The organism is Pseudarthrobacter sp. NBSH8, assembly GCF_014217545.1.
Classification (GTDB): Bacteria; Actinomycetota; Actinomycetes; order Actinomycetales; family Micrococcaceae; genus Arthrobacter.
The window spans coordinates 3,704,297-3,721,581 of sequence record NZ_CP043178.1; the positions used below are offsets into that span (position 1 = coordinate 3,704,297).

The window sequence follows — 17,285 nt, forward strand, 5'->3', positions numbered from 1 at the left end:
TCGCGTAGTCCCCCGGAGGACACTAGCAGGGATTGGCACCTGCGCCGATGGGGACCGCCAACAAACTAGGCTGGTCCGATGGAGATCATCCGCTTCGCAGAACTCAGGTCCGAACCGTGGCGCAACGGCGGCGGGGTGACCCGGGAGCTTGCCAGCCACCCGAAGGCCGCCTCGGCGCAGGACGGCGCCTGGGACTGGCGCGTCAGCATCGCCGACGTCAGCAAGGCCGGGGATTTCTCGGCGTTCCCGGGCATGGAACGCGTGCTGACCGTAATCGACGGCGAACTGCTCCTGCTCACTGTGGACGGCGACGAGCACCCGCTGGAAAAGTACCGGCCGTTCAGGTTCTCCGGCGAAGCTGCCGCGCACGGGGCCCTGCCCACCGGGGACATCCGCGACCTGAATGTCATCACCCGGACGGCTTCGTTCAAGGGCTTCACCTCCATCATCGAGCTCTCCAAGAAGCGAGCACACCCGGTTTTTGAGGGCCAGCTCGCTGTGCTGCTGCAGGGCCAAGCCACCGTCAGCGCCGGCAACCTCAGCGTCAATGCAGAAGCTGCGGTCGCCGCGGAGGCCGACGGAGACGAAGCCGCCGCGGCACCCATGGAGCCCGAGGCACTGAACCGGTATGACGCCGTCGTCGGCTCCGATAACCGGACCCCCGAAATCCTGGGGCGCGGTTTCCTGGCCGTGGTTTCGATCGACCGCGTGACGGCCTGATCCAGCGCTGCAGGCCAGCCTCGCCTTCGTTATCTGAGCCTTTCCACACTGGTCAGTGGCGCGCGGCGCTCCTAGACTCGGGGCTATGACCACCACACCCTTTAATGCGCTCCTGTCCACCCAGATCGGCAACGAATTCGCTGCCTCGCAGCAGTACATTGCCGTGGCCACCTGGTTCGCCAACCAGGACCTCCCGCAGCTGGCCCGCTACTTCTACCGGCAGTCGGTGGAAGAGCGGAACCACGCCATGATGATGGTGCAGTACATGCTGGACCGCGACATTGAGTTCACCATCCCGGGCGTCCCCACCGTGCGCAACGACTTCTCCTCCGTGACCGAGCCCTTGGCCCTGGCGCTGGAGCAGGAGAAGGAAGTGACGGCCTCGATCGAGGCGCTCTTCCGCGCTGCCCGCACCGAGGACGACGCCCTGGGCGAGCAGTTCATGCTCTGGTTCCTCAAGGAGCAGGTGGAAGAGGTCGCCTCCATGACCACCCTCCTGAACATCGCCGAGCGCGCGGACAACCTGTTCGACATCGAAAACTTCATCGCCCGCGAAACCGTTGGCAACGGAGGCCGGGACTCCTCCGCGCCGGAAGCTGCCGGCGGCGCTCTCTAAAGTCCTGCCCCGCGGCGGTGAGGCTGGCCACCAACCCGGCCACCCGCCGTCGGGCCTTGCTAAGCTGGAATCAAGGCTCCGCACAGGGCCTCCGGACGACGGTTCAGTACCCGGCACGCGACAAGACTGGCCAAAGGACCTGTCATGTCGTGGTTGATCCTCATTCTTTCCGGGGCGCTGGAGGCCGTCTGGGCCGCCGCGCTGCACCGGACCTTCCAGGCCTCCGGCCGGCGCTGGCTCGCGCCCGCGCTCCTCTTCCTGGTCTCCGTCCTCGCCAGCATGGCCGGACTCGCCCTCGCCATGCAGTCCATCCCCACCGGGACCGCCTACGCCGTCTGGGTGGGCATAGGCGTGGTGCTGACCTCCGCCTACGCGATCATCACCAAAACGGAACGTCCGACCAACGCCCGCCTCCTGCTGCTCACCGGCATCGCCGCGTGCGTGGTTGGCCTCAAGGTGGTGGCGTAATGACCAAGCGTTCCGTCGCCTGGCTGCTGCTCCTCGCCTCCGCCGTACTGGAAGCCGTCTGGGCCACCGCCCTGGGCCTGTCAGACGGCTTCACCCGGCCCTTGCCCACGCTTATTTTCGCCGTGACGGTCACCCTCAGCATGATCGGCCTCGGCCTCGCCATCCGCAGCATCCCGCTCGGCACCGCCTACGCCGTCTGGGTGGGAATCGGAGCTGCGCTGACGGTGGGCTGGGCGATGGCCACCGGCGTCGAACCCTTCAGCCTGTTGAAGGTACTCTTCATCGCCGGGATCGTGGGCTGCGCGGCGGGATTGAAGTCGCTGCCGGCGGCCAAGCCGGGGCCGGTCTGGCCGGCGTCGGGAACCGTCGAATAGCCCCCGGGCCGTCAGGCGAGAGCGCCTTTGATCAGCAGGCTTACGCCGGCAACCAGGCACAGGCTGAGGGCCGCGGGACGGATGGCGGCGGCGGAAATCCGCTTCACCACCGGCCGCGATGCCAGCGCCCCCAGGGCAACACCCGGCAGCAGCCAACTGGTGAGCAGCAGATCCTGTGTGACGAAGGAACCGGTGCACATCAGGGCGAGCAACGAGACCAACGACGAAACCAGAAAAAACAGGGAGAGATTAGCGCGGTACCGGTCCGAGTCATCGCTCCGGTAAACCACCACGAGCGGCGGCCCTGAGGTCGAGGCAACCGTACCCAGAACACCGCCGATCAGCCCTGAAATGAACAGGGACAAACGGTTCTGCGGGATACGGAACCCCGTGAGTCCGGTGAGCACACTGGCCACCACCAGCCCGCCCACGATCATCCCGGTCCATTTGCCGTTCAGCAGGGGCAACACACACAGTCCGGCAACGGCACCGGGCAGGCACCCTGCAATGGCCAGCTTGAGATCTACGTGCCGCAGTCCCCTCCGGTTCTGCCAGCTCACGAACAGCATGACCACCACCGACACGAGAAGCAGCGGACCAGGCACCAGGTGCGGGCTGATGATGAGCAGCAGCGGGGAGGAGACGATCCCGAATCCGGACCCGGTGCCGGCCTGTGCCACCACAGCGACGGCAACTATGAGAGCCGCGATGATGAGTTCCGTGGTGGTCATGGCGTCCATTCCTAAATGAGCTGTACCCCCACGTAGGCGAGTACTCCGATGAGGGCCCAGGAGAGCATGGCGACGACGATCGCCCTGCCGCTGGTGTGAAGAAGGGACCGCATCTGCACCGACGCTCCCAGCCCGAACAGCGCCGCAGCGAGCAGAAGGTCCTGGGCGATCGCAGCACCTTCCAGGACGACATGCGGCAGGATTCCCAGCGTCCGCAACACGATCATCGCCATGAACCCGGCCACGAAGAGCGGGATCAAGGGTGGGAACTTGAGCTTGCCACCTTCGGTGCCGGCCGCCGCCTTGCTGCGCTCGGAACGGCCGCGCCGGGAACGGTTGCGGAAGCGCTGCACCAAAGCGGCACCGGTGACCATCGGGGCCAGCATCAGGACGCGGGTGAGCTTGATGATCAGGGCCCCGGCCAGTGCAGTGGTACCAGTCGTCTGCGCCGTCGCCACAACCTGCCCCACGTCATGGACGCTGGCCCCCACCCAATACCCGAACTGCACCTCGTCCAGGCCGAGGGGACCCTTGAGTGCCGGCAGCACGGCGATGGCCAGCGTTCCGCACAGGGTCACGAGCGCGATGGGCACCACGGTGCCGCGGTGATCCGTTCTGGTCACTCCGCTCATGGCCCCGATGGCGGAGGCACCGCAGATGGAAAAGCCTGCGGCCAGGAGCAAAGGCTGGTCCCCCGGAAGCCTGAACGCCTTGCCCAGCAGCAAGGTGCCCACGAAGGTCAGGAGGACTATGCCCACCACGATCCCCAGTGTCGCCCAGCCGAGGGCTGCGACGTCTATGAGGCTCAGTTTCAGTCCGAGCAGCACGATTCCGAGCCGCATGAACCTCTTGGCGGCCAGCACCAGCCCGGGCTGCATGACTCCTTCGACTGCCGTACCGATCCCGGGCAGGTTGGCGCAGAGGATGCCCAGGATGACGGCCATGGTGAGAAAGGGCAGCACCGGGACGGCCGCGTGGACAAGCCATGCGACAGCCACGGCCGCCGCTGCCAGCGCGAGCCCGGGCAGCCGGTTATGTTTGTCGCTTCCTGCCGGTTTGTCGTTTCCTACGGGGGTGGCAACGTCTTGTGTCATGGTCGTCTGCGATCCTCCCGGAGTGGGCTTGCGCCTTGCTCGGACCGGATCTCCTTTCTTTCGAGCACGGAGAGCGATTGCATTGCGCTCAAGAGGCCAACGGACGCGATGTCCGCGGCGCTGCAACCGCGGGACAGATCGTTCAGGGGCGCCGCCAGCCCCTGCAGGATGGGGCCGACGGCGACTGCTCCCCCAAGCCGTTCGGTGATCTTGTAGCCGATGTTTCCGGCGTCCAGGCTGGGGAACACCAGCACGTTTGCCTGGCCCGCCACCTCCGAGCCGGGTGCTTTCGCTGCCCCGATGGCGGGGACCAGCGCGGCATCAAGCTGCAGCTCGCCGTCCACGCGCAACAGCGGGTGGCGGGTCCTCAGCATTTCCATCGCGGCCCTGACCTTGTCCACATGCGAGTGGATAGCGCTCCCCCGGGTGCTGAAGGACAGCATGGCCACCCTAGGCAACTGCCCCGTCAGCGTCTGGTGCATGGCGGCTGCCGAGGCAGCGATGTCCGCCAGCTGTTCGGCGGAAGGGTCGGGAACGACGGCGCAATCGCCGAAAGTCAGTTCCCTCCCGTCGGGCAGCAGCATCAGGAACGAGCTGCTCAGGGTGGTGCAGCCAGGGTCCAGGCCCACCACGCGCAGCGCAGCCCGGAGCACCAGCGCAGTGGGCGTCCCGGCCCCGGCGACGCAGGCGTCCAGGTACCCCGCCCGCAATGCGGCCGCGGCAACATGGACAGGCTCCTGCCTGGCTTGGGGCAGCTGTTCGGGTTTGCGGGCGTAAGCTTCCGCGATCAGCGCGGCGATGCTGCTGTCGCCGGCCAGCCCGCCGACGTCGAGGATGGCGTCGCCGGGCAGCGCACAGTCCAGTTCGGCCGCCAGTCGCCGGACTTCCTTGGCCCTGCCGATGAGGCGGGGACTGATGATTCCTTCCGCTGCCAGCGCACTGGCAGCGCGGACGGCACGCTCGTCCTCGCCGTCGGAGAATCCGACCACCCGGCCGCGGCCGGATAGCTCCTGGCGCCAGCGCTCAAACAGCGCGCTTCCCGCGGGCGGCGCTGCCTGCGGAATGCGCTTCTCAACAATCGCCGTCGCCATGGTTGTACCTCTCGTCTCGAACCTGCGCAGGTCACACCGAATCCTGCGGAGGCGTCCACGAGGGAGCGCCTCCGCATGCGAAGAACCGGATGCGGTGGTTAGGGCTGGATGGCCTTCTCGATGTCGGTGAGCATGCCGTCCACACCATGCAGCAGCGCTGACAGGACCTCAGCGTCGGCTACCAGGGGCGGGGAGATCATGATCATGGTGGCGCCGCGGTCGTCGCCGCGCAGGATCACCTTGGTGCGTTTGAAGGACTCGGGGAGCACCTCGCGCAGGACCTTCAGCGACTCTGCTTGGGTCAGTTCGCGGCCGCTGAAGCTGTCCGCCATGAGTTCGATCGCGTAGAAGAAGCCCGTGCCGCGGACTGCCTTGACGCAGCGGTGCGAGTTCTTCAGGGATTCCAGGGCCTCCATGATCCTGGGGCCGTGTTCCTGGACGTTGCCCAGGACGTTTTCGTCGCGCATGGCGGTGATGTTGGCGACCGCGACGGCGGTGGACACCGGGTGCCCGCCCCAGGTGGCGCCGTGGGTGAAGACGCCGCCCGTGGAGGAATTGAACAGCTCCTGGACCAGCTGCTCGCGGACGATCAGGCCGCCCAGCGGCGCGTAGCCGGAGGTGGAGCCCTTCGCGAAGGTGACCATGTCCGGGACGACGCCGGTGACGCCGTGGCCGAAGAAGTGGCCCAGCCGGCCGAAGGAGCAGATGACCTCGTCGGAGACCAGCAGGATCCCGTACTTGTCGCACAGTGCGCGCAGTGCCGGCCAGTAGCCGTCCGGCGCCACGAGGGCTCCGCGGCCGTTCTGGACCGGCTCGACAAAGATGGCCGCAACGGTTTCCGGGCCCTCTTCGAGGACCACCCGCTCGATGGCGCGGAAGCAGTCGAGCTCGGTGACCGGTCCGCAGTCGCCGGTGAATCCGAGGGTATTCGGGACGCTGCGGATGCCCGGTAGGAGCTCGCCGAACGGCTCCTTGATCTTGGGCAGCTGCGTGATGGACAGGGCACCCATGGTGGTGCCGTGGTATGCCATGTCGCGGCTGATGACCTTGGTCCGCTGCGGCTGGCCCTGGCTGCGGAAGTACTGGCGGGCAAACTTCAGGGCCGTCTCCACGGCCTCGGAGCCGGAGTTGACGAAGAACGTCGTGCCCAGGTCGCCGGGGGCCAGGTCCGCGAGGAGCGCGGCGGCCTCGATGGCCGGCGGGTGCGCCGAGCCCCAGTTGGAGGCGTAGGCCAGGGTGCTGATCTGCTCGCTGGCGGCCTTGGCAATGTCCTGGCGGCCGTGGCCCATGTTCACGCAGAAGAGACCGGCGAGGCCGTCCAGATAGCGGTCCCCCTCGGTATCGATGAGGTAGCTTCCTTCGCCGCGGACAAAGATCGGGAACTCGCTGTCCCAAGTGTCCTTGCGGGTGAAGTGGGGTCCGAGGTGGCGCCGGGCCTGGGCCCGGAGTGTTGAGGCGTCCAAGACTATCTCCTTCTTGTCGAGATGAGTAGCGATGATCGAAGCCTAGGCCGGGGGCCGTGGCACGCGTCAGTGCCACATGGAGCCCGGCTGATGGGTCCAGTTTGGTCCCATCATTTGACGCGTATCTGGCTCTTCTGGTCCCATCCTGGACCGGACCATACTTCGATAATGCTGCGCAGCCCGCAGGGCGGACTTACTTGCAGCGCACCCATCAACAACCCGGAGGTCACAATGAAGATCGGCATCCCGAAGGAAATCAAGTCCCACGAATACCGAGTAGCCGTCACGCCGGCAGGCGTCCACGAGCTCGTTGCCCACGGTCATGACGTGTTTATTGAGGCCGGCGCCGGAGAGGGCTCGTCCATCTCCGATGATGCGTACACGGTCGCGGGAGCCACCATTCTTCAGACGGACGACGAGGTCTGGGCCATCGCGGACCTGCTGCTCAAGGTCAAGGAACCTATCGTCGAGGAATACCACCGCATGCGGCCGGACCTGACAATCTTCACGTATCTGCATCTGGCCGCCGACGAGGCCTGCACCCGGGCCCTGCTCGACGCCGGCACCACCTCCATTGCCTACGAGACGGTCCAGCTCGAAGACGGCTCGCTGCCGCTGCTTTTCCCCATGAGCGAAGTGGCCGGCCGGCTGGCTCCCCTGGTGGGCGCACAGTGCCTGACCCGCCCCGAGGGCGGCCGCGGCGTGCTGATCGGCGGCGTCTCCGGCGTGGCACCTGCCCGCGTGGTCATCATCGGCGCAGGCGTCTCCGGCATGAACGCCGTGGCCGTGGCCGCTGGCATGTGGGCGGACGTGGTCCTGTTCGACAAAAACGTGGACAAGCTGCGTGCCGCGGACCGCATGTACCAGGGCCGGGTCCGCACCCTCGCAGCCAACCAGCTCGCCATCGAGCAGGAGGTCATCCAGGCCGATCTGGTCATTGGCGCCGTGCTGGTGCCCGGCGCCAAGGCACCCAAGATCATCTCCAACGAGCTGGTCTCCCGCATGAAGCCCGGCAGCGTCCTGGTGGACATCGCCATTGACCAGGGCGGTTGCTTCGAGGATTCGCACCCGACCACGCATCAGGAACCCACCTTCCGCGTCCACGGCTCCGTCTTCTACTGCGTGGCCAACATGCCGGGCGCCGTCCCCCACACCTCCACCTACGCGCTGACCAACGTCACGCTGCCGTACGTTCTGCAGATCGCCGACAAGGGCGTGGAGCGGGCCGTGGCCGAGAATGCGGCATTGCGCGCAGGCCTGAGCACCCTGAGCGGCCGCCTGACCAACACCGCGGTCGGCGCGGCGCATGGCATCGACGTCGTTGATTCACTGGAATCTCTGGCCCGTAGCTAAAGTACAAAGAGAAATTCTTGGCGGGGGAGTTCATACTGAACTCCCCCGCTTCTTTCGGTCCTGATACTTCATCGCGCTGCTTGGGAGGCGAATCGTGCCACGGACACTCATAGAGATTGACCGCAGTTCCAGCGAACCCCTGTACCGGCAGGTCCGCCGCGTCATCGAGCACGGCATCAGCGTCGGCATCTTCGATTCACGCCGCAGGCTCCCCAGCTCCCGCGAGCTGGCCGCCGAGCTCAAGGTTGCCCGCAACACCATCAACCTGGCCTACCAGGAACTGCTCACAGAGGGCCTGGTGCTCAGCCATGAGCGCCGCGGGATCTTCGTCAACCCGGAAATGCTGGCCGCGGCCGAGGCCGAGGTGCCTGCCACGGATTCGATGATCGACTGGTCCTCCCGGATGCGGCGCCACGCCGACGAAGGCATCCCGGAGGTGGAAAAGACCACGGACTGGTACACCTACCCGTACCCGTTCGTCGCCGGACAGGTGGACGTCCACAGCTTTCCCGCCACCGCCTGGATACGGAGCCTGCGCGAAGCCCTGTACCAGCCCCACCGCTTCGCCAGCCTCCAGGACAGCGTAGGCGCGGACGACCCCATGCTCATCGAGATGATCCGCCGCCAGATCCTTCCCGCACGCGGCATCGAGGCCGGGCCGGATGAAGTCCTCATCACGGTCGGCTCCCAGCAGGGTCTGGATCTGCTGGCCAGGACGCTGCTCGGCCCCCACCAGCGCGTGGGCATAGAGAACCCCGGCTATCTTGACGCCCGCCACATCTTCCTGCGCACCGGCGCCCAGGTCTACGGCATCGACGTCGACGGGGACGGACTCTGCCTCCCCGGGACCCTCAGCGGCACCGCCCTCCTGTATGTCACCCCCAGCCACCACCACCCGACCAATGTCACGCTGAGCATGGAGCGCCGCCGTCGTCTGCTCAAGCTCGCCGCCACTTCCGGAACAGTGCTCATCGAGGATGACTACGACAGCGAATTCCGTTATGAAGGCAGCCCCAGCCCCGCGCTGAAAGCCCTGGATTCCACCGGCGACGTGCTGTACCTCGGCACATTCTCCAAGTTCCTGTCGCCCGGTTTGCGGCTGGGGTTTTTGGTCGGCCCAGCCGAATTGATCCGCGAACTAAGAAAGGTGCGCCGTTATCAAGTCCGCCATCCGCCAGGCCATTTACAGCGGGCGCTCGCTCTGATGATTGACAGCGGGGACTATCACCGTGCGTTGCGGCGCCACCGCCGGCAGATGAAATCCCGCTGGGAGATGGTCAGCAGCCTCTCGGCACAATATCTGCCCTGGGATCAGGGCAGATACCCGCCCGGCGGCGTCAGTCTTTGGGTGGAGGGGCCACCCGGGCTGGATGCCTTGGAGTTGGTCCGCGCCGTAGAAAAGCGCGGAGTGCTCATTGAACGTGGCGATATATATTTCATCCAACCGGACGCACCGCGGAATTGCTTCAGGATTGGTTTTGGCGCCATTCCCTCGCGCTCAATTGCGGAGGGTTTGGCAGTGGTCGGCGAGGAAGCAAAGATCCTGCTTGCCGGGAGACCCAAAATCGCCGCTGAATAGCGGCCTGACGGGGCCCATCAGACACCAGAACGGCTGATGCCCCGCTGCGGGCGCTAGTGTGGTCCGGCAGGCATGCGGCGGAGAACATTGCCGCCAGACATCCCGGTATGCCGTGGGGCACCAGCTTCTGGTAGCCCCACGGCAGCAGCCGGCCGCGCCTTAGCCTGGGCTTAGACGCGGGGAATAGCCATGTACTTGGTCTCGAGGAATTCCTCGATTCCGACCCGGCCACCCTCGCGGCCCAGGCCGGAGGCCTTGATGCCGCCGAAGGGCGCCGCAGGGTTGGAGACAATTCCAGTGTTGAGCCCAACCATGCCAACTTCAAGGGCGTCGCCCATGCGGAAGCCCCGGTCCACGTCCTGTGTAAAGAGATAGCCCACCAGCCCCCACGGGGTGTCGTTGGCCAGCCGGGTGACTTCCTCTTCGGTGTCGAAGGGAACCACAGGAGCCACGGGCCCGAAGATCTCCTGGCTCATCAGGTCGGAATCCGGGCTGACGCCGGACAGAACAGTGGGAGTGTAGAAGTAGCCGGGGCGGCCCAGGCGGGAGCCACCGCACACCACCGTGGCGCCCTTGGACACGGCGTCGTCCACCAGTTCCTGCATTTTAGTGAGTGCCTTCTCTTCGACGAGGGGCCCAACGTCAGTGCCGGAGTCGGCTCCGTCGCCCACCGAAAGGGCACTGAGGCGGGCGGCCAGCCGTCGGGCGAATTCGTCCGCGATGGGGCGCTGCACAAAGAGCCGGTTGGCTGCCGTGCAGGCCTCTCCCATGTTGCGCATCTTCGCGGCGACGGCGCCATCCACAGCGCGGTCCAGGTCAGCGTCCTCGAACACGATGAACGGGGCGTTCCCGCCCAGTTCCATCGAGGAGCGCATGACGTGCTGCGATGCCTGCTGGAGCAGGCGCACGCCGACTTCGGTGGAGCCGGTGAAGCTGATTTTGCGGGCGATGCCGCTGGCCATCCAGGGCGACACCACCTCCGAAGCCTTGGTGGTGCAGACAACGTTGAGCACACCCCTGGGCAGGCCAGCCTCGATCAGGATGTCCACGAGCGCCAGGGAGGACAGCGGGGCGAGGTTGGCGGGCTTGAACACCATGGTGCAGCCGGCCGCGATGGCCGGGCCGATCTTCCGAGTGCCCATGGCCAGGGGGAAGTTCCACGGCGTGACCAGCACGCAGGGGCCCACGGGCTCCTTGGAGACGAGGATGCGGTTCTTGCCGTCGCCGGCGGTGGTCAGGTCGCCGCCGATCCGGACGGCTTCCTCCGAGAACCAACGAAAGAACTCCGCGGCGTAGGCAACTTCGCCCTTGGCCTCCGGGAACGGCTTGCCCATTTCGCTGGTCATGATGAGAGCGAGCTCATCCTGGCGGGCCGTGATCAGGTCGTAGGCACGGCGGAGGATCTCGCTCCGCTCGCGCGGCGAGGTCTTGGCCCATTCCTTCTGTACGCGGCCGGCGGTTTCGATGGCCCGGCGGGCGTCTTCGGGACCGCCGTCAGCTATCGTGGCGATGACCTCTTCAGTGGCGGGATTTACGACGTCGAAACGGGCCCCGGACGCCGCTTCGGCCCATTCGCCGTCGATGAACAGGCCGGTGCTGACCGTGGCGATGGCGTCAAGCGCCTGCTGCGAGGTCCGGGAGTTGGTCGTTGACTGGATACTCATGAGCGTCCTTCTCTATGGGGGTCGGGCCGAGAAATCTGGCCCTGTCGCGGCCAGGCCTGGAAGATTGAGCTGCTGGAGCAGCACCGTGCAGGAGGAGCCGTAAGTCAGGACCACGGCGTCCGCCTCTGTCTTGCTACAACTCCAGAAGCAGGCCTGTGGAGGCCTCCACACGGAAGACCTCCACAGGCAAGGCTGGACTGACCTGAGGATTTAGACGTAGTCCTTGTACTTCTCGAGGGTGCGGACCGGCTTGGCGAGGGCATCGCGGCGGAAGGGGTCTCCCAGTTCGCGTGTGCACATGATCTCGATGACCGTGGTCTTGCCTTCTTCCATCTGGGCGGCGAGCGCCCGCTGGAGGGCGGGGCCCACCTCCTCGAGCTGGTCGACCACAATGCCTTCGGCTCCCATGGTCTGGGCCATGGCAGCGAAGCTTTCCCCGTTGTCGAGCTCGCCGGCAATGAAGCGGCGGTTGTAGAACTCCACTTGGTTCTTCTTCTCCGCACCCCACTGGCGGTTGCGGAAGACGATGGCCGTGACGGGGATGTCGTGCCGGACGGCGGTGAGGACCTCGCCCATGCTCATGGCCCAGGCGCCGTCACCGGCGTAGGCCACGGCAGGGCGGTCCATGGCCGCGGCCTTGGCGCCGATCATGGTCGGCAGCGCGTAGCCGCAGTTGCCGAAGCTCATCGGGGCGAAGAAACTGCGCGGCTTCTCGAAACGCAGGTAGCTGTGGGCCACGGAGTTGATATTGCCGATGTCGGTGGAGATCATGACGTTCTCCGGCAAGGCCTTCTCGAGCTCTCGAAGGACCTGGCGCGGGGACAGCCAGTTGCCTTCCTCGTTCTTGTGCTCTTCGAGCATGTCCAGGCTGTACTCATCCTTTTCGTGGGTCCACGCGGTGAGTTCCTCTTCCCAGCTTTCCTTCTCGGCCTTGATGGTGGCGGCACGCTCGGCTTTCGTGGCGTCGCAGGCCAGGGTGAGCTGGTCCAGGCGCATGCTCAGCTCGAGTGCCACGGCCTTGGCGTCGCCGCAGATGCCCACGCTGATCTTCTTGACCAGGCCGAGCATTGTGTGGTCGGCGTCGATCTGGATGATCTTCGCTTCGGTGGGCCAGTAGGCCTGGCCGTACTGCGGCAGGGTGCCGAACGGGCCCAGGCGGGTGCCGAGGGCGATCACGACGTCCGCCTGGGAGATGAGCTTCATGCCTGCCTTGGACCCCTGGTAGCCCAGCGGTCCGGCCCAGAGCGGGTGGCTGGCCGGGAAGGAGTCGTTGTGCTGGTAGCTGTTGACCACCGGGGCACCCAGGCGCTCGGCCAGTGCCTTGCATTCCTCGACGCCGTCGGCCATGACGACGCCGCCGCCGGAGACGATCACAGGGAACTTGGCCGTGGCGAGCAGGGCCGCCGCCTCGTCCAGGCTCTTGGTGCCGCCGGCACCGCGGTCCACGCGGCGCGGCTGCGGGATCTCCACAGTGATCTCGCCGTAGAAGTAGTCACGCGGGATGTTCAGCTGGGTGGGGCCGTTTTCAGACATGGCGCGGTCGAAGCAGCGGCCCGTGAATTCGGCCATGCGGGCCGGGTGGGTCACATGGCCCTGGTACTTGGTGAATTCCTGGAACATGGGCAACTGCTTGGCCTCCTGGAAGCCGCCGAGTCCGATGCCTGTGGTGCCGGCTTCCGGCGTCACGATGACCACGGGGCTGTGCGCCCAGAATGCTGCTGCGATGCCGGTGACGCAGTTGCTGATGCCCGGACCGTTCTGGCCGATTACCACGCCGTGGCGTCCGCTGGCACGGGAATAGCCGTCAGCCATGTGGGCTGCACCCTGCTCGTGGACCACCGGAACCAGGCGGATGCCTGCGGGGGCGAAGATGTCCATGGCGTCCATGAAGGCTGAACCCATGATGCCGAAAATATCGGTGACGTCGTTGGCGACCATCGTCTCAACGAAGGCCTCCGACGGAGTCATCTTCTGCACGCCCTTCACGACTTCGCGGACGGGCCTGGCCGGTGCTGCCTGGGCCTGGGCGCCATTGCCCTGCGCCGCGGATGACTCGGTGACGGGCGCTTCTGCCGTGCCGTCGTTGGCAACGGCTGAGAGTTCGACGGTGTCTTGGCTCATGATTGCTGCTCCTCCTCCAGGACTTCGCCCAGATACGCTAGAAATATAAAAAGTGGAACGCTACGTTCCCGTTTTGGTGCTGATGCCGAGATTATGGCAAAAGAACAGCGTCGTCAACGGGTATTTCAAATATTCGGAACGCCACGTACGATATTCTTGAAATAGATGCCAAATACGGTGCGGCTTGATCACATGGAGGACAACAAAATGGCTGAGATTCACAGGATCGGCGAGCCGGTTCTGCAGGCGCCGACGGAGCTGGCCGGGGACACCCCCACCATGCGGCTGTTCTCCCTGCTGGAACTGATCGCCACCAAGGACCAGCTCTTCACGCTCCAGGGCCTGGTGGAGGAAACGGGCACACCCAAGCCCACGCTGCACCGCATGCTGCAGCAGTTGGAAGGGTCGGGCCTGCTGATCAGGGAGAACAACGGCCGGCATTACGGCACCGGAGTCCGGCTGCGGCGCATGGCGGAAAACCTGCTGATCAACGACATGCACCACGGCGCACGGCATGCCGTGCTGCGCAACTTGGTCGCGGAACTGGGTGAGAGCTGCAACGTGACGGCGGTGTCCGGCAGTGAAGTGGTCTACCTGGACCGCATCGAAACCTCCGAACCCCTGCGGATCACGCTCCAGCCCGGTTCCCGGGTACCGGTGCACTGCTCGGCCAGCGGGAAGATGATCCTCTCCCAGCTCAGCCCGGCCCAGCGCAGGCGCCTCATTGCCGCCGCCCCGCTGGAGCCCTACACGAACAAGACCGTGACAGACCCGGAGCTGATCGAGGAGGAACTCCAGCGGGTCCGCCGCGACGGCTACGCCATCGATGACGAGGAATTCCTGCCGGGCATGGTCTGCGTGGCCGTGCTGGTCCCCACCGCCAATGCGGTGTCCAACCTCTGCGTCGCCGTCCAGGCCCCGGTTATGCGGCTCACCCCCGAGAAGGGGCTGAAGCTGCTCCCCGCCCTGCAGCGTGCCGCAGCGGCGATCAGCCGCATCGAGGCCGAGTCCGGCTCCGCGGAAGGAACGGTCGACGGCGGCAGCACCACCGAGGGCAGCCCTGCCGGGGCGGAGGAGGAGCTGTGGACCAGCTGACCCGCCTGATGCCCGACGAGATGGTTTCAGTCCGTGAGGTTTTCAATCTCGATTCGGACCTCAAGGTAGCGGCCTTCCGGGAAGCCGACGAGCACGTCCCCGAGGTGGACCCCGCCTACCGTTTCAACCACGACGTCACGCTTGCCATCCTGGCCGCCTTCACCCGGAACCGGCGGATGCTGCTCCAGGGCCTGCACGGAACAGGCAAGTCCACGCACATCGAGCAGGTGGCCGCGCGGCTGAACTGGCCTTGTGTGCGGGTGAACCTGGACGGCCACATCAACCGGCTTGACCTGGTGGGCCGCGACACCGTGGTCCTGAAGGACGGCAAACAGATCACCGAGTTTCAGGAAGGCATCGTCCCCTGGGCCATCCAACGGCCCGTGGCCCTGATCCTGGACGAGTACGACGCCGGCCGGCCGGACGTGATGTTCGTGATCCAGCGGCTCCTGGAACGCGACGGCAAGATGACGCTGCTGGACCAGAACAGGGTCCTTGACCTACACCCCGGGTTCCGGCTCTTTGCCACGGCCAACACCGTGGGACTGGGAAACCTCAACGGCATGTACCACGGCGTCCAGCGGCTCAACCATGCCCAGATCGACCGATGGAACATCGTCGCCGCCCTGAACCATCCCCCGGCGGAGGACGAGATAGGGATCGTGCTGGCGCGGGTCCCCGAGCTGGACGACGCAGCCGGCCGGAAACTGGTGGCGTCCATGGTGGCCGTGGCCAAGCTGACGAGGGACGGTTTCCGGGTAGGCGATCTGTCCACCCTGATGTCCCCGCGCACCGTCATCACCTGGGCTGAGAACATCGGGATCTTCGGCGATGCCGGCAAGGCCTTCCAGCTGTCCTTTGTCAACAAATGCGATGAGGCCGAGCAGCCGCTCATTGCCGAGTACTTCCAGCGCTGCTTCGACCGCGAGCTGGAAGCACCGCGGACGTCCGTATACCTGCCCGCCGAACCGCACCCCGCTGCCGCCTTCGCCGTCGCGGCCGGATAGGCCAAACCATGGCCTCCCTTGCGGAACAGACGGAGCAGGCGGAGACGGAACGGGCGGAGGCCTCCTCCCGACAGCTCGCAGCCGCCTCGCTACGCCGCCGGAAGCAGACCCTTGAGCTGTGCGCCGCGGCGATGCGTGCGCTCAGCGGGCAGGGCCGCCTGCACTTCCGTGGCCCTGCACTGTACCGGGAGAGCGCCCCGGTGCCCATGCCGGCGCCCCATCTCCACCCGGGCACGGACAGCACAGACCTGGACGCATTCCGTGGCGCGGCAGACGGCATGGCGCTGCGCCTGCAGCACAGCGACGCCGCCCTGCACGGGAGCCTCTGCCCGGTAACGCCTGCACGCATGCTGGTGTTCGAGATGCTCGAACAGTTCCGCACCGAATCGCTGGTTGACGCTGCAATGCCGGGGGTCCGGGCCAACCTGAACCGCCGCTTCCAGCAATGGTCCCGGGAGTTCGAGGCGTCCATCCTGGCGGACACGGACCTGGGAATTATCCTCTTCACTGTCGCCCAGGTCTGCCGGGCGAGGATCACCGCGGAGCCGATGTCCCCGGACTTCGAGGCCCGGATCGAATCGACCCGGGCCGAGCTTGCCCCGCACCTCGGCACCCATCTGGCGGCCCTGCGGAGGGAACGGTTCTCCCAGCCGGGCTTCGCCCGCCATGCCCTCTCCATCGCGGAGACCATCGCCGCCATCAGCGAGGTCCTGGAAGCCCGGGAAGCGCGGCCCTCCCGTTCCGGCGGCAGGGCGCCGCAGTTCCAGCTGCTCTTCGACCAGGACAGCAACGACGACGCCGTCCCCACCGCCGGGTATGGGGGCAGCGATGCGCTGGACTCCGGAGAAGGCGGCTACCGGCGCTTCACCACGGCCTATGACCGCGAGTTCCAGGCCACGGATCTGGTCCGCGCCGAGCTGCTGTGCGGCTACCGGCAGCAGCTGGACGACCATATCGCCAGGCAGGGCATCAATGTGCCCCGGCTGGGCCGCGCCCTGGGCGCGGTGCTGTCCACGGCCATCCACGACGGCTGGGACGGCGACGCCCTCGAAGGACGCCTTGACGGCAGCAGGCTCGCCCGGCTGGTCACGGCCTCCGGGGACCGCCGGGTGTTCCGGACCGAACGGACCGAACCGCGGAGCGATGCCACGGTGACGTTCCTGGTGGACTGCTCCGGCTCCATGAAGGAACACAGCGCCGCCGTGGCCGCCCTGGTGGACGTCTACGCGCGCGCCCTGGAACTGGCGGGGGCGCGCTGCGAAGTCCTGGGCTTCACCACGGCGGCCTGGAACGGCGGCCGTGCCGGAAAGGACTGGATCCGTGCCGGCAGGCCCCCGAATCCGGGACGGCTCAACGAGGTACGCCAACTGGTTTTCAAGGATGCCGACACCCCGTGGCGGCGGGCCCGCCCGGCGATTGCCGGGCTGATGAAGAAGGACCTGTTCCGCGAAGGAGCGGACGGCGAGGCCGTGGACTGGGCCTGCGCGCGGCTCAGCGGCAGCTCCGGGAACGGCGGTAGGGGGAGCAACGGCTCCGAAAGGCGGATCCTGCTGGTGGTGTCCGATGGCAGCCCGATGGACGGCGCCACCGCCCTGGCCAACGACGGCCATTACCTGGAACAGCACCTGCGGGACGTCGTGGCGGCGCACGAAGCCGCCGGCACGACGGAAATCTTCGGTCTGGGCGTGGGTCTCGATCTCTCGCCGTACTACCGCAGGAACATCTCGCTGGACCTCTCGCGCGGAAGCAGCGCCGCCGTCGTCGGGCAGGTCCTGGCCATGCTGGCCGGACGCCGCTGACGCCACACCTGCCCGGCGGCAGAGCCGCTCAACGCAAAAGCCCGCCGCGGGGAAGTGCCTCCATTGGCACTCCCCCGCGGCGGGCTTTTCGGACGGGACGGACATCCGGT

15 protein-coding genes and 1 riboswitch are annotated in these 17,285 nt (G+C 66.5%); of the genes, 9 read left to right on the forward strand and 6 right to left on the reverse strand.

Annotated features, from left to right (window positions below):
* The first annotated feature begins 78 nt into the window (after positions 1-78).
* The 4 genes from FYJ92_RS17190 to FYJ92_RS17205 all read left to right on the forward strand — a co-directional run bounded on the left by FYJ92_RS17190 (position 79) and on the right by FYJ92_RS17205 (position 2,178).
* Positions 79-720 carry a HutD family protein gene (locus FYJ92_RS17190; protein WP_185261781.1) on the forward strand — a complete coding sequence of 214 codons (642 nt, stop codon included), beginning with the start codon at positions 79-81 and terminating at the stop codon, positions 718-720.
* 85 nt (positions 721-805) lie between these two features.
* Positions 806-1,336 (forward strand): ferritin, encoded by a 531-nt coding sequence (locus FYJ92_RS17195; RefSeq protein WP_185261782.1) that lies wholly within the window; start codon positions 806-808, stop codon positions 1,334-1,336.
* A gap of 70 nt (positions 1,337-1,406) precedes the next feature.
* A riboswitch (guanidine-III (ykkC-III) riboswitch) is annotated at positions 1,407-1,471 on the forward strand.
* 9 nt (positions 1,472-1,480) lie between these two features.
* Positions 1,481-1,804 carry a multidrug efflux SMR transporter gene (locus FYJ92_RS17200; RefSeq protein ID WP_185261783.1) on the forward strand — a complete coding sequence of 108 codons (324 nt, stop codon included), beginning with the start codon at positions 1,481-1,483 and terminating at the stop codon, positions 1,802-1,804.
* On the forward strand, positions 1,804-2,178 hold the full coding sequence (locus FYJ92_RS17205) for a multidrug efflux SMR transporter (protein ID WP_185261784.1): 375 nt from the start codon (positions 1,804-1,806) through the stop codon (positions 2,176-2,178). Before FYJ92_RS17200 ends, FYJ92_RS17205 begins: the two co-directional genes overlap by 1 nt.
* A gap of 11 nt (positions 2,179-2,189) precedes the next feature.
* Here the strand turns inward: FYJ92_RS17205 and FYJ92_RS17210 are convergent, their stop codons facing one another.
* From FYJ92_RS17210 to FYJ92_RS17225, 4 genes are all read right to left on the reverse strand, one after another.
* The gene (locus tag FYJ92_RS17210; RefSeq protein WP_185261785.1) at positions 2,190-2,909 is read right to left on the reverse strand and encodes a sulfite exporter TauE/SafE family protein; all 720 of its coding nucleotides are present in this window, start codon (positions 2,907-2,909) and stop codon (positions 2,190-2,192) included.
* An 11-nt stretch (positions 2,910-2,920) separates the two neighbouring features.
* Complete coding sequence (locus tag FYJ92_RS17215; protein WP_185261786.1) at positions 2,921-4,003, reverse strand: YeiH family protein; 1,083 nt, start codon at positions 4,001-4,003, stop codon at positions 2,921-2,923.
* Positions 4,000-5,094 carry a phosphotransacetylase gene (locus tag FYJ92_RS17220; protein WP_185261787.1) on the reverse strand — a complete coding sequence of 365 codons (1,095 nt, stop codon included), beginning with the start codon at positions 5,092-5,094 and terminating at the stop codon, positions 4,000-4,002. Before FYJ92_RS17220 ends, FYJ92_RS17215 begins: the two co-directional genes overlap by 4 nt.
* A gap of 98 nt (positions 5,095-5,192) precedes the next feature.
* Positions 5,193-6,557 carry an aspartate aminotransferase family protein gene (locus FYJ92_RS17225; RefSeq protein WP_185261788.1) on the reverse strand — a complete coding sequence of 455 codons (1,365 nt, stop codon included), beginning with the start codon at positions 6,555-6,557 and terminating at the stop codon, positions 5,193-5,195.
* Between the two features lie 231 nt (positions 6,558-6,788).
* Here FYJ92_RS17225 and ald point away from each other — a divergent pair, with 231 nt between their 5' ends.
* Complete coding sequence (gene ald / locus FYJ92_RS17230) at positions 6,789-7,910, forward strand: alanine dehydrogenase (protein ID WP_185263857.1); 1,122 nt, start codon at positions 6,789-6,791, stop codon at positions 7,908-7,910.
* A gap of 94 nt (positions 7,911-8,004) precedes the next feature.
* Entirely contained in the window at positions 8,005-9,489 is a 1,485-nt protein-coding gene (locus FYJ92_RS17235) for a PLP-dependent aminotransferase family protein (protein WP_185261789.1), read from the forward strand.
* A gap of 170 nt (positions 9,490-9,659) precedes the next feature.
* Here the strand turns inward: FYJ92_RS17235 and FYJ92_RS17240 are convergent, their stop codons facing one another.
* Together FYJ92_RS17240 and xsc are read right to left on the reverse strand one after the other, a co-directional pair.
* Positions 9,660-11,153 carry an NAD-dependent succinate-semialdehyde dehydrogenase gene (locus FYJ92_RS17240; protein ID WP_185261790.1) on the reverse strand — a complete coding sequence of 498 codons (1,494 nt, stop codon included), beginning with the start codon at positions 11,151-11,153 and terminating at the stop codon, positions 9,660-9,662.
* 210 nt (positions 11,154-11,363) lie between these two features.
* A complete protein-coding gene (gene xsc, locus FYJ92_RS17245) occupies positions 11,364-13,274 on the reverse strand; it encodes a sulfoacetaldehyde acetyltransferase (protein WP_255482186.1) in 1,911 nt (636 codons plus the stop codon).
* Between the two features lie 207 nt (positions 13,275-13,481).
* On the opposite strand from xsc, the gene FYJ92_RS17250 reads away from it, so the two are divergent.
* Genes FYJ92_RS17250 through FYJ92_RS17260 form a run of 3 tightly spaced genes read left to right on the forward strand, consistent with a single transcriptional unit; the run spans position 13,482 to position 17,175 of the window.
* Positions 13,482-14,369: an IclR family transcriptional regulator gene (locus FYJ92_RS17250; protein ID WP_185261791.1), complete on the forward strand. Its 888-nt coding sequence runs from the start codon at positions 13,482-13,484 to the stop codon at positions 14,367-14,369.
* The gene (locus FYJ92_RS17255; protein WP_255482187.1) at positions 14,357-15,376 is read left to right on the forward strand and encodes an AAA family ATPase; all 1,020 of its coding nucleotides are present in this window, start codon (positions 14,357-14,359) and stop codon (positions 15,374-15,376) included. Before FYJ92_RS17250 ends, FYJ92_RS17255 begins: the two co-directional genes overlap by 13 nt.
* Positions 15,377-15,384: 8 nt before the next feature.
* Positions 15,385-17,175 (forward strand): cobalt chelatase, encoded by a 1,791-nt coding sequence (locus FYJ92_RS17260; RefSeq protein WP_185261792.1) that lies wholly within the window; start codon positions 15,385-15,387, stop codon positions 17,173-17,175.
* Positions 17,176-17,285 lie beyond the last annotated feature (110 nt).